The following is a 12,473-nucleotide window of genomic DNA, read 5'->3' on the forward strand; positions in this document are numbered from 1 at the left end:
CATAAGACGCCCAAGAATGAGGCGGGCCCGGGTGTAGTCAGCTATTCTGGGTCCGCAGCCACTCCATGACCGCCGGACGCACCGACATCTCACCACGGTGGCGTGCATCAGCGATGACTTTGCGGACCTCCTGGAGATTGGTGCGTCGCAGCAAGCTTTTCACCGGCCCGATGGATGCGGGGCGCATTGACAGGCTGCGTAACCCGATCGCCGCGAAGCACATCGCCTCGACCGGTCGACCGGCATCCTCACCACAGAATGACAGCGGCGTTCCGGTGACGCTGCAGCGCTCCACGATGCCTTCAATGAAGCTCAGGAACGACACGTTCAGCGTATCATAGCGGCGGCGCACGCGCTCGTTCTCGCGGTCAGCGGCGAAAAAGAACTGCTTGAGGTCATTGCCACCAATCGACAGGAAGTCGACCTCTTCAAAGAATTTCACAGGCGCGAAGGCGAGGCTCGGGGTTTCGAGCATCGCGCCCACCTTGACGCTCTCGGGCAAGGGATGGCCGAGCCGCTCCTCAGCGGCCAGTGTCTTGTCCATCAACCTGCGCGCGGTCCGGTACTCCTCGAACTGCGCCACGAAGGGGAACATTACGGTGAGCGGCCGCCCGTTGGCCGCCCGGATCAGTGCCTGGAGCTGCATCCGCATGATCCCGGGCTTGTCGAGCCCCACGCGGATTGCCCGCCAACCCAGCGCCGGGTTCGGCTCGTCGTTGGGCTTCATGTAAGGCAGCACCTTATCCGAGCCGATGTCGAGCGTGCGGAAGATCACCGGCTTGCCACCAGCCGCATCCAACACCCGGGCGTAAAGTGCCACAAGCTCCGAGCGGCGCGGCATCTGGTTGCGCACGAGGAACTGCAACTCGGTCCGAAAAAGGCCCACGCCCTCGGCGCCGGAGCTTGGCAGAGACGGCAGATCCGCCATGAGCCCTGCGTTCATATGCAGCGACAGCACCGCACCATCGGGCGTTTCCGCAGGCAAATCCCGGATCGAGGCATAGCGTTCCTGTGCGGCGGCCAGCATCGCGATCTTGTCTCGGAAGGCGGTGACCACGTTCTCGTCAGGCCGCAGGTGCACGATCCCTTGCTCGCCATCGACCATGATGTGATCGCCATTGAGCGCTTCGGTGGTGACCCGCTCCGCATGCACCACCAGCGGGATCGCAAGAGCGCGGGCGACAATCGCCGCGTGGCTGCCGACAGAGCCCTCTTCCAGCACGATCCCCTTGAGGCTGCGCCCGTACTCCAGCAACTCGGCCGGGCCAATATTTCGCGCGATGAGGATCGGGTCCGCTGGCATCTCCGCGCCAGTGTCCGCCCCCTGGCCAGTCAGAATACGTAGCAGCCGATTGCTCAGATCATCCAGGTCGCTGAGCCGCTCACGCAGGTAGTTGTCGGTAACCTGCCCCATGCGGGCGCGGGCCAGCGATTGTTCCTTCTCGACGGCGGCCTCGGCGGAAAGCCCGTTGGAAATGTCCTCCTCCATCCGCCGCATCCAGCCCTTGGAGTTGGCGAACATGCGGTAGGCTTCCAGTACCTGCTGCTGGTCCTTGTCCTGACTTCCTGCGATCTCGAGCATCTTGTCGACGCCCACGCGGAGCTGCTCCACCGCCTCTTGCAACCGCTCAAGCTCACGAACCGGATCATCGGCGATTGGGTTGGTGACCACGACGCGCGGCTCGTGCAGCCAGACGTGCCCCTCGGCGGCGCCTTCCTGCCCCACGGTGCCGCGAAACATCGCGGGCTGGGAATGGCGTGCCGACATCGCCGCGTTATCGCCCACGAATGCGCCCAACTCTGTCATCTCGGCCAGCACCATCGCGACGACCTCGAGCGCATAGACCTCATCGGCAGAGAACTTGCGGGCCGTTCGCGACTGAACCACCAGCACCCCGAGCGCCTCGCCCAGACGCTGCACAGGAACGCCGAGAAAACTGGAGAAAACCTCTTCGCCCGTCTCCGGCATATAGCGGAACCCTTTGGCCTGCGGCGCATCGGGCGTGTTCACCACCTGACGGCGACGCGCAACCATGCCGACGAGCCCCTCGCCCAGCTTCATCCGCGTCTTGTGCACCGCGTCCTGATTCAGACCTTCGGTCGCACAGAGTTCCAGCGTATCCGCATCGCGAAAGAGGTAGATTGAGCAGACCTCGCACCCCATGCTGTCAGCGATGAGATGGGTGATCCGGTTCAGCCGCGCCTGCCCTTCGACATCGCCGGCCATCGCATCCCGCAGCCGCCCCAGCAGCTTGCGCGATCCTGTCTCCAGACGGTCAGCCAAGCGCATGATCCTCCCACGTTCTGTGGTGACGACCCGCCATCACGTGAGATCAGGCGGCTTTCTCCAATTCGAACGCATCATGCAGCGCCTGCACGGCGAGTTCCATGTATTTCCTGTCGATGAGAACCGAAATCTTGATCTCTGATGTGGTGATGACCTTGATGTTGATCCCTTCGGCACTCATCACCTGGAACATCTTGGCGGCCACCCCCGTGTGAGACCGCATGCCGATCCCCACGACCGACACCTTGGCCACATCCGTGTCCGCGATCACCTCGTGAAAATTGATAACACCCTGTTCCTTGGCTTCGGCCACCGCCTTCTGTGCGCGAACAACTTGGTCAGTCGGGCAGGACCACGTCATATCGGTGCGGCCCTCTTCCGAGATGTTCTGAACGATCATATCGACATTCACGCCGCCCTCGCTGAGCGCGGTGAAGATGCTCGCCGCAATACCGGGCCGGTCGGCGACGCTTACAAGGGTCATCTTTGCTTCGTCGCGCGAAAAGGCCACGCCCGCCACCACATTGCTTTCCATGATATCCTCCTCGTCGCAGACCAGCGTGCCCGCGTTATCCGATTGTTCCTCAAAGCTGCTGAGCACCCGCAGCCGAACCTTGTAGCGCATGGCCAGTTCGACCGACCGGGTCTGCAGCACCTTTGCACCCAGAGACGCAAGCTCCAGCATTTCCTCAAAGGCGATCTTGTCGAGCTTGCGCGCCTTGGGGCTGACCCGCGGATCGGTGGTGTAAACACCATCCACATCCGTATAGATATCACAGCGCTCCGCGCCGAAAGCTGCAGCGAAAGCGACCGCCGTCGTGTCCGACCCGCCGCGACCCAGTGTGGTAATCCGCCCCTCGGGGCTCACGCCCTGAAACCCTGCGACAATCGCCACCCGCATACCCTCGCCGAACTTGGCCATGATGTTGTCGGTCGGGATCTCCTCGATCCGGGCCGCAGAATGGGCGGAAGTCGTCTTCACCGGTACCTGCCAGCCCTGCCAGCTGCGCGCGGGCACGTCCATCTCCTGCAGCGTCAGCGCCATCAAGCCCGCCGTCACGTTCTCACCAGAGGAGACCACCGCATCATATTCACGCGCATCATACAGCGGCGAGGTCTCGCCGACCCAGCCCACCAATTCATTGGTTTTTCCCGACATGGCCGAGACGATGACGATCACGTCGTAGCCTTTCGCCACCTCGACACCGACCCGTTTCGCGGCGCGTCGGATACGGTCGAGGGTGGCAACGGATGTGCCGCCGAATTTCATCACCAGAACTGGCATCATATGCCCCTTGCGTTGATCGCGGCGGGTTTACGCTGTGCCGCCGGGAACCACAAGCCACCCCGGCACGAGGTCTTGACATGTTGCGATGATCAGTAGGCGTGGGGTCTGCCATCCCATGTCTCGAACACGCCAGTGCGCGCCAACTCGAGCGCGTCGAACCGTTCGACCAACCCAGCCACCGACTCGGCGACCGTAATCTCGGCAGCTGCGCTGCCCATGTCGGTCTGCACCCAGCCGGGATGATAGATGCCAACGGCAATCCCCTCGGGCATCAAGTCGGTCGCCAAGTTCCGACCGAGGTTCAGCGCAGCGGCCTTCGATGCGCGATAGATATAGCTTCCGCCCGGTGCGCGTTCGGAAGACGCCATCTGCGACGAGATGATCGCAATCTTCGCGGCGCGCGCCGCTCGCAGATGCGGCAGCAGTGACTGCACGGTCAGGAACACGCCGGTCACATTGACCGCAAAGCTCTGTGCCCATTGCTCCGGCGGATAGCCGTCTTCGAGCAGTTGACCCTTGTCAAGATAGACCCCGGCGTTGCAAACCAGCAAGCCCACCGCTGTGCCGCTGAGATGCTCCGCAAAGGCGGCATGGCTGGCCGGATCGCTGACGTCAAGTTGGTGGGGGCCGTCGCGTGTCGTCCCAATCACCTGATCACCGCGTGCCGCATAGGCCGCCGCCAGACCGGCCCCAATGCCGCGGCTGGCGCCGGTGATCACGACTGTCATGAAATCAGTTCGCTTTTCGATTCGGCAGGAAGGGCAGCGGCGCCACTGGAATGCCGTCCTCGATCAGCTTCTTGGCTTCCGCGCCATTGGCTTCGCCGTAAATCGCCCGCTCGGGGATAGTCCCCAGATGCATGGATCGCGCCTCTTCGGCAAAGCGCGCGCCCACGTAATCGGAGTTTTCCTCGACATGGCGGCGCAGCTCGGCGATGGCCTTCTCGCTCTCTGTGTCCGCTTTCCGCAGCGAGGTCTTTGGCTCGGGTTTTGCAGGTACAGAAACCCGTGGCGACATGACCGCTTTTTCCACGGACCCGGATCCACAAATCGCGCAGGACATGTGACCCGCATCCTTCAGCGACTCGAACGCCGAGGCTGACTGAAACCAGCTGTCGAAATCATGGCCCTGATCACATCTGAGCGCATATTGAATCATAGCGCGCAAAATACTCCCGAAACGGTTACCGATTTCTTATGACATGGGGCAGTCGAGCAAGCACGTCAAGATTGGCCCCCAGGCGGTCGCGGGTCAAAATCGCGCAAGATTCGGGCTAATTCCGGCTCAGACACCAGCCGAGCGGCCTTTTTCCGCGACATCCATTTGCGTTTGCGCTGCCCGACTTCGGGATAGTCATCCGCAAGCTCGTCGACCTCGACCGCATAGACCATGGCCAGACACGGCAGGGCGCCAAGGTCATCCGCATCCTTGCTGAAGGAGAAAATACCCAGGCAGCGCCCGTCGGACTGCCCTCGGACGCCTGCTTCCTCCCACGCCTCCTGGACGGCGGATTCCGCAGGCGTGCGCTTGTCCATGGGCCAGCCCTTCGGCACGATCCACCTCTGCGTGCCGCGCGATGTGATCAGTAAGACCTGGATTTTCGTTTTCCGCACCCGATAACACAACGCCGCAAACTGGGTCCGCACATCGCGTTTGCCCGCGCCCGACAGAAAAATCGGCAGTTGCTTAATCATAGCCCGATCACAATGGCTTTTGAGGTCCCGACGCCGGGCCTCCTGTCCCTTTTGCCAACTATGCCTCAGTTGCGCCAGTTTGCCCAGAATTCAAAGGGGCTGAGCCCGGATTTCCTGAATTGCCGTCCTTGATCAGGCGACGGCGCGCGACGCAATCCGGCGTCGCAGCTGCGCAACCAGTTCTTCGACTGGCACATCAGCGTCGATGGCCAGTTTGCGAAGGCCGAAATGCACATGTGCCATTTCCTGGTAATAGTTCGTATAGGTATAGTTCGTCGCCGCGCCGGCCACCGCGCCGAGAACTGGCACCGTCTGTGCGGCAAGCTTCTGGCCCAGAACAGTTGCCAGCTTCGGGGCAACGCGCGCGATGATCGTCTGCAGTGCGGGCCCGGTGAGGGTCATCCGCGCGGATAGAAACCCGAGATCGGCACCATCATCATCGGCCAGCGGCCCGGCGGCCGCGAAGACCTCGATACAGTCGAATTGCACGCTCTCCGATGCCGGGTCGAACCCATAGTCTACCGCAACGCCCTGTATGATCCGAAGCAACAAAGTGGTTGTCACGGGCAGCTCCGCCAGAGCCGTTGGCAAACCGCCTGCGCCACCTGCAGCCCCCATCGCCGTCCCGATCGCCGTATTGAGCCAGCCTTTCTGGTCGGGCACGACGCCCCGGCTGCTATGTGCCACTTTCATCGCTTGTTCGAGCGCGCGCCGTGTAGCCTCCTGCAAGCCGGCCCGTGCCGGGGCGGGCAGACGTTCGAGCAGACCCTCCGCGCGTCCGCCGACCACATTCAGAAGATCGACCGCCCCGTTGCCCGCACGCCGATAACGCTGTGCCAGATGATCCAGCTCGGTCTCCACGTTCACTGTGGCAATCTGGGTGATGTCGTTCATCCGCGTCCTCCTTATGTCTAGATGGGGAGGGGTGGAACGATGTCAATTGGCGGGCAGAGCCTCGCCCTGCCATCGCATTACATCGCCCGACAGGCCGCTCCAGGCCTCTGGCTGAAGCGGCTGCCCCAAAACCCGGTCCGGATTGGTCGGGGGTGGCATGATGACATTGCTCAATTTCTGGAACCCGAACCGTTGATAGTATGGCGCGTCGCCCACCAGCAGAACACGCGCCCAACCATTGTGGGCAGCCTTCTCCAGTGACATCCGGATCAGATCAGCCGCCAGCCCCTCGCCCTGCCGCGTCGGATGCACCGCAATCGGCCCGAGCAGCAGTGCGACAGCACCGGCTACCGTGACGGGCCAGAACCGGATCGCACCGGAAAGAATGTCCTCACCGTCCCGCGCAACCAGACACAGCTCTCGCACAGGCGGCACATCATCCCGCAGCCGATAGGACGACAAGGCCTCACGTCCCGGCGCAAAACACAGATCAAACAGCGCCTCGACTTCGTAGAAATCCTCCGGAGTTTCTGCGGCAAACGTGTACATGAGACGGCAAATCGCCCCGCCTTGGGTTTCAGGTGGTTCGCCCGTAGCACATGCGCTACACCAGCTGCAAACACCGAGGAGTTTGCAATGTTCTACCGCCCCGCAGACGGTCACGGCCTGCCGCACAACCCGTTCAATGCCATCGTCAGCCCGCGCCCAATCGGGTGGATTTCCACCCGCGATGTTCAGGGCCGCAACAACCTCGCCCCCTACTCTTTTTTCAACGCGGTCGCTTACGTGCCGCCGCAAGTGATGTTTGCCTCAACGAGCAGCAAGCCCGACCAGACCGACACCAAGGATTCGGTTGCCAACATTCGCGAGACCGGAAGCTTCTGTGTGAACATCGTCGAATACGCCATGCGCGACGTGATGAACGCCTCCTCCGCACCGCTTGGCAAAGACGAAGACGAGTTCACAGTTGCCGGTGCGACGGCGGTCGAATGTGAGGAAATCGATTGCGCGCGCGTACAAGGCGCGCCCGCATCTCTGGAATGTCGCATGACCCAGATCGTGAAGCTCGAAGGCGAAACCAACTTCGTCGTTTTCGGTGAAGTGGTCGGCGTGCACATCCGCGACGATGCCATCATCGATGGCCGGTTTGACGTGCGGAGCTTCCAACCGCTCAGCCGTCTTGGATATCACGACTATGCCCGCGTGACCGAGCTCTTCGAACTGGTACGTCCGGGCTGAGCCGCCAGTCGCGCAACAGTTGTCTTTCCTGTGCTATGCTGCAGCCATTGGTGCAGCGCGCGCGATACCGTCGCCCTGTTGCAGGTTAAGGAAAGGCATTATGACCAATTTCAATCATTCGATTATTCGCGCAGCGGTCTGGAATCTCGCGGGCTTTACCCGACCAGGTCGCCCCATTGGCATTTCGGCCCGCTCTAAGAAGGCCGAAAAGCAAGCCGAGGGATTGGCGCTTCTCGATGCTGAATTTGTAACGCTGATCGAGGTGTCGCCCGTTACGTATATCGAAACCCTCGTCGAGAAGTTGAAGACTTTCGGGGTGGACTACAACCACACGATCCTGCCGCAGCGCCGCGGGAACATTCACATCGGATTTCTGCACAAGCCGGGGATTGACGTGACGAACCCACGATTCATCGAGGGATCGGAAGGCGATTATGGCAGCGGACGGCAGGCCTTCGCTGTTGATATCAAGATTGCGAAGCTCAAAGCCATCGTGATCGGCGTGCACCTTAAATCCGGGCGCGACAGGACCGAACAGAAGATGCGCGACAGCCAGTGCAAGGTGATCGGCGACTACATCACCAACATCCATCAGACACCCGGGCTCAAGCGGCGGGCGATTTTCCTCATGGGCGATTTCAACATGATCCCGGGGCAGGACGTGTCGAACTTCCACTATCTCGGCGGCGATGACGTTATGGACTTCGTTTCGTCCTGGGATCTGCAGGATCGTTTCTCGCATATCCTTGAAAAGGGCCGCGCCAACCTGCTTGATGGCTTCGCGGTGAGCCGGAACTTCTCGACAGATTACATCAAGGGCAGCCTGCGCCTTTTCCCAATGCATTGGACCATGGACATGGGGCGCGAGGCCTTTCGGCGCAGCGTCTCAGACCACCTGCCCTTCGTTGCCAGTTTCAAGATTTACTAAGTCGTTCGCTTGGCGGCAGCAATAATGCGGACACCTGCGTCTAAAAAAACAAACCAGCGGCCAGTGCCAAAGCAAATCCTAAATGGGACGGCGGGCGAGGCGACTTGGCCGCAGGCCAACAGCGCCGCCTGCCGTCAGTGCCCGCCCAAGCTCCCGGTCCGAACCGAGTAGTCAACCGCCAACTCATAGTCCGGGTCATCATCACTATCGACCATCAACTGCCCAGCCTTCTGCAACAACCGGTGACAATCGCGGCTCAGGTGGCGCAACATCAGCGTCTTGCCCGCCGCCTCATACTTCTCCGCCACCGCTTCGATGGCCTGCAACGCCGATTGATCCACAACCCGGCTCTCGGCGAAGTCCACGATCACCGTGTCTGGATCATCCGCCACATCAAAGAGCTCCATGAACCCGTCCGAAGAGCCGAAGAACAGCGGCCCATTGATCTCATAGACCTTGGCCCCTTTCTCGGTGTGCGACTCCCGTGTCGTCGCGTAAATGCGCCGCGCGTTGTTCCAAGCATAAGCCAGGGCGCTCACGATCACCCCCACAACCACGGCCACCGCCAAGTCTTCCATGACCGTCACCACCGTAACCAGCAGGATCACGAAAGCATCGGTAAAGGGCACCTTGCGCAGGATCCTCAGGCTGTTCCACGCGAAGGTTCCGATCACCACCATGAACATCACGCCCACCAGTGCCGCCAACGGAATGAGCTCGATGATCGGCGCGCCAACCAGAATGAACAACAGCAGGAAAACCGCCGCAGCAATGCCCGCCACGCGCGTCCGTCCACCCGACTTCACGTTGATCATGGACTGGCCGATCATCGCACAGCCGCCCATGCCCCCAAAGAATCCGGTCACCGTATTGGCCACACCCTGGGCGATGCATTCCTGCGAGGCACCACCGCGCTGATTGGTCATGTCGCCCACCAGGTTCAGCGTCAGTAGGCTCTCGATGAGGCCAATCGCGGCGAGGATCACCGCGTAGGGCAGGATGATCTCGAACGTCTCCCAGGTCAGCGGTACCATCGGAATATGCAGCGTCGGCAGTCCGCCCTGAATTGACGCCAGATCGCCCACCCGCGGCACATCCAGTCCAAAGGCGATCACGATCACCGCAACAATCCCGATGCCCGCCAGCGGCGCAGGGATCGCCCGGGTCATCCGCGGCATGACCCAGATGATTGCCATCGTGACCGCCACCAGCGCCAACATCATGTAGAGCGGCTGTCCCGAGAGCCACTCGCCGCCGCCCATGCCATGGCCGGTGTTTTCCATCGTGCCAGGCACTTTGAACTGGCCCAGTTGCGCGAGGAAAATCACGATCGCCAGCCCGTTCACAAACCCCAGCATCACAGGGTGCGGCACGAGGCGGATGAACTTGCCCCACTGCATCACACCCGCGAAGACCTGCAAAAGCCCCATCAGCACCACAGTTGCGAAGAGGTATTCCACCCCGTGCTCGGCCACTAGCGCCACCATGACGACCGCCAATGCCCCGGTCGCCCCGGAGATCATTCCAGGTCGCCCACCGATCAGTGCGGTGATCAGCCCCACGAGGAATGCCGCATAAAGCCCCACAAGCGGGTGCACGCCTGCCACAAAAGCAAAAGCGACAGCCTCCGGCACCAGCGCCAGCGCGACGGTCAGGCCGGAGAGCAACTCGATCCGCAGCCGCTGTGGCGAGAAACCGTCCTCCGGCATCCAGCGCAGATCAGTGATCGCAAGGTTCTTCTTAAAGGTGCTGAACGGTGTTCGCGCCATTCTCATATCCTAAAATCTATTCGAGGAAAAACGGGCCGGTACAGGCGATGTTTGGCGCTCCCTAGACGGTTTCGGTACAAATGGAAACCCAAGCGTGCTTTTCAGAACTTGGTAAAGAACTGCTGAAGGAAGATGAGCCGCCCGAACGTTGCGTCAATATCGTCTCAGCGATTGATCTTTAGGGCATCCGCATCCATGAGCTGGAAGATTGCCTGCAACGCCCGTGTAAGCAGTTGATTTCTCCCTCACATCCCGCCACGATCTCTCTCGGACAAGAACGGAGCCCCCAATGACCGCACCCAAGATCGCCGTGATTGGCGGCTCTGGCATCTATGACATCGACGGGCTGCAAAATGCCCAATGGACCACCGTCAAAAGCCCCTGGGGTGCGCCGTCGGACGATATCCTGACCGGCACGCTCGACGGGATCGAGATGGCTTTTCTGCCGCGTCACGGGCGCGGGCACATTCACAGCCCGACCACCGTGCCTTACCGCGCCAACATCGACGCACTGAAACGGCTCGGCTGCACCGATGTGATCTCGATCTCGGCCTGTGGATCTTTTCGCGAAGAGATGGCGCCGGGCGATTTTGTGCTTGTGGATCAGTTCATTGACCGCACCTTTGCACGAGAAAAAAGCTTCTTTGGCACCGGCTGTGTGGCCCATGTCTCGGTCGCGCATCCCACCTGCCCGCGACTCACCGACGCCTGTGAGACCGCCGCCAAGGACGCGGGCATCGCCGTGCACAAGGGCGGCACCTATCTCGCAATGGAAGGCCCGCAGTTCTCCACCCTCGCCGAATCGAAGATGTACCGCGAACACTGGGGCTGCGACGTGATCGGCATGACCAACATGCCCGAGGCCAAGCTCGCCCGCGAGGCCGAGCTCTGCTATGCCTCCGTCGCGATGATCACCGACTATGACAGCTGGCATCCCGATCATGGCGAGGTCGATGTTACGCAGATCATTGCCACGCTCATGGGCAACGCCGACAAGGGCCGCGACATAGTGCGCCGCTTGCCCGCCCTGCTGGGGCCGGAGCGCGCACCCTGCCCGCACGGCTGTGACCGTGCCCTGGAATACGCCATCCTGACGGCGCCCGAAGTGCGTGACCCTGCGCTGATGTCAAAACTCGATGCGGTCGCGGGCCGCGTCCTCGCCTAGGAGACCTCGTCATGTCCTTCGATCTCTGGCTCGCCTTCGTCGCAGCCTCCACCGCCCTGCTGCTGATCCCGGGGCCGACCGTTCTCCTGGTCCTCAGCTACGCGCTGAGCAAGGGCCGATCGGTGGCGGTGGCCTCCGCGGGCGGCGTCGCCTTGGGTGATTTCATTGCCATGAGCGCTTCGCTCGCGGGCCTCGGCGCGCTGGTTCTGGCCTCGGCCACGCTCTTCACCGTCCTGAAGTGGGTTGGCGCAGCCTACCTCGTCTGGCTCGGCCTCAAGCTGATCCGATCTGCCCCCTCCAAGGGGCTGGCCGTCCCCATGGCGGAGGTGAGTGCGCGCGGCGTCTTCGGCCACGCGGCGGCCGTGACAGCGCTCAACCCCAAATCCATCGCCTTCTTCATTGCCTTTGTTCCGCAGTTCATCCGCCCTGACGCTCCCCTGCTGCCGCAATTCGCGATCCTGATTGCGACCTTCTGCACGCTGGCGGCGGTCAATGCCCTCGCCTACGCACTGCTCGCCGACCGCATGCGCCGGGTCATCGACCGCCCAAGCGTGATCACATGGCTCACCCGTGCGGGCGGGGCAACACTCGTGGGTATGGGCGTGCTGACCGCCACGCTGCGGAGAGCAACATGAAAACCGTTCGGGACTACATCCGCACTATCGTCGATTTCCCACATGAAGGGATCATGTTCCGCGATGTGACCACGCTGTTTGCCGACCCACGCGGTTTTCGAATGGCGATTGATCAGATGCTGCACCCCTACGCTGGCCTGGAAATCGACAAGGTCGTCGGGCTGGAAGCCCGCGGGTTTATCCTCGGCGGCGCCATCGCGCACCAGCTTTCGGTGGGTTTCGTGCCGATCCGGAAGAAAGGCAAACTGCCCGGCACCACGATTAGCCAAGATTACAAGCTCGAATATGGCGAGGCCATCGTCGAAATCCACGATGACGCGATCAGTGCTGGCGAAAAAGTCCTCGTGGTGGATGACCTTCTCGCCACGGGCGGCACTGCGGAAGCGGGGATCAAGCTGCTTGAACGGTTGGGCGGAGAAATCGTCTCCTGCGCTTTCGTGATCGACCTGCCCGATCTCGGCGGTCGCCAGAAACTGGAGGCGATGGGCATGGACGTGCACGCGCTCTGCACCTTCGACGGCCTCTGAGCCCCCCGAAACCAAATCCCGAAGGGATTTGAAAAACATCGCGTGGC

General features: G+C 61.7%; 13 protein-coding genes. 5 read left to right on the forward strand and 8 right to left on the reverse strand.

Annotation, left to right across the window (positions count from 1 at the left end; translation table 11 throughout):
• Window positions 1–37: 37 nt before the first annotated feature.
• The 7 genes from ptsP to ACVC7O_RS14765 form a co-directional block, all read right to left on the reverse strand.
• Window positions 38–2,284, reverse strand: a complete 2,247-nt coding sequence (gene ptsP, locus ACVC7O_RS14735; protein WP_458322869.1) for a phosphoenolpyruvate--protein phosphotransferase — start codon at window positions 2,282–2,284, stop codon at window positions 38–40.
• Between the two features lie 49 nt (window positions 2,285–2,333).
• The gene (locus ACVC7O_RS14740; protein WP_458322870.1) at window positions 2,334–3,572 is read right to left on the reverse strand and encodes an aspartate kinase; all 1,239 of its coding nucleotides are present in this window, start codon (window positions 3,570–3,572) and stop codon (window positions 2,334–2,336) included.
• Between the two features lie 92 nt (window positions 3,573–3,664).
• Complete coding sequence (locus tag ACVC7O_RS14745) at window positions 3,665–4,303, reverse strand: SDR family NAD(P)-dependent oxidoreductase (RefSeq protein ID WP_458322871.1); 639 nt, start codon at window positions 4,301–4,303, stop codon at window positions 3,665–3,667.
• A 4-nt stretch (window positions 4,304–4,307) separates the two neighbouring features.
• Window positions 4,308–4,733, reverse strand: a complete 426-nt coding sequence (locus ACVC7O_RS14750; protein ID WP_458322872.1) for a DUF1178 family protein — start codon at window positions 4,731–4,733, stop codon at window positions 4,308–4,310.
• A gap of 65 nt (window positions 4,734–4,798) precedes the next feature.
• On the reverse strand, window positions 4,799–5,269 hold the full coding sequence (locus ACVC7O_RS14755; protein ID WP_458322873.1) for an NUDIX hydrolase: 471 nt from the start codon (window positions 5,267–5,269) through the stop codon (window positions 4,799–4,801).
• Between the two features lie 132 nt (window positions 5,270–5,401).
• Window positions 5,402–6,163, reverse strand: coding sequence for an EcsC family protein (locus ACVC7O_RS14760; protein WP_458322874.1), 762 nt, complete (start codon window positions 6,161–6,163; stop codon window positions 5,402–5,404).
• A gap of 42 nt (window positions 6,164–6,205) precedes the next feature.
• Complete coding sequence (locus ACVC7O_RS14765; RefSeq protein ID WP_458322875.1) at window positions 6,206–6,712, reverse strand: GNAT family N-acetyltransferase; 507 nt, start codon at window positions 6,710–6,712, stop codon at window positions 6,206–6,208.
• A gap of 87 nt (window positions 6,713–6,799) precedes the next feature.
• Between ACVC7O_RS14765 and ACVC7O_RS14770 the strand changes: the two genes are divergently transcribed.
• Both ACVC7O_RS14770 and ACVC7O_RS14775 read left to right on the forward strand, forming a co-directional pair.
• Window positions 6,800–7,402 (forward strand): flavin reductase family protein, encoded by a 603-nt coding sequence (locus ACVC7O_RS14770; RefSeq protein ID WP_458322876.1) that lies wholly within the window; start codon window positions 6,800–6,802, stop codon window positions 7,400–7,402.
• Window positions 7,403–7,502: 100 nt separating this feature from the next.
• A complete protein-coding gene (locus tag ACVC7O_RS14775; RefSeq protein ID WP_458322877.1) occupies window positions 7,503–8,330 on the forward strand; it encodes an endonuclease/exonuclease/phosphatase family protein in 828 nt (275 codons plus the stop codon).
• Window positions 8,331–8,464: 134 nt separating this feature from the next.
• Here the strand turns inward: ACVC7O_RS14775 and ACVC7O_RS14780 are convergent, their stop codons facing one another.
• Window positions 8,465–10,099 carry a SulP family inorganic anion transporter gene (locus ACVC7O_RS14780; protein ID WP_458322878.1) on the reverse strand — a complete coding sequence of 545 codons (1,635 nt, stop codon included), beginning with the start codon at window positions 10,097–10,099 and terminating at the stop codon, window positions 8,465–8,467.
• Between the two features lie 289 nt (window positions 10,100–10,388).
• Here ACVC7O_RS14780 and ACVC7O_RS14785 point away from each other — a divergent pair, with 289 nt between their 5' ends.
• The 3 genes from ACVC7O_RS14785 to ACVC7O_RS14795 are packed head-to-tail and all read left to right on the forward strand — an operon-like array spanning window position 10,389 to window position 12,426.
• On the forward strand, window positions 10,389–11,264 hold the full coding sequence (locus ACVC7O_RS14785) for an S-methyl-5'-thioadenosine phosphorylase (protein WP_458322879.1): 876 nt from the start codon (window positions 10,389–10,391) through the stop codon (window positions 11,262–11,264).
• Between the two features lie 11 nt (window positions 11,265–11,275).
• Window positions 11,276–11,899: a LysE family translocator gene (locus ACVC7O_RS14790; protein ID WP_458322880.1), complete on the forward strand. Its 624-nt coding sequence runs from the start codon at window positions 11,276–11,278 to the stop codon at window positions 11,897–11,899.
• Complete coding sequence (locus ACVC7O_RS14795; protein WP_458322881.1) at window positions 11,896–12,426, forward strand: adenine phosphoribosyltransferase; 531 nt, start codon at window positions 11,896–11,898, stop codon at window positions 12,424–12,426. Before ACVC7O_RS14790 ends, ACVC7O_RS14795 begins: the two co-directional genes overlap by 4 nt.
• Window positions 12,427–12,473: the final 47 nt, after the last annotated feature.

Source organism: Roseobacter cerffii (genome assembly GCF_054226325.1).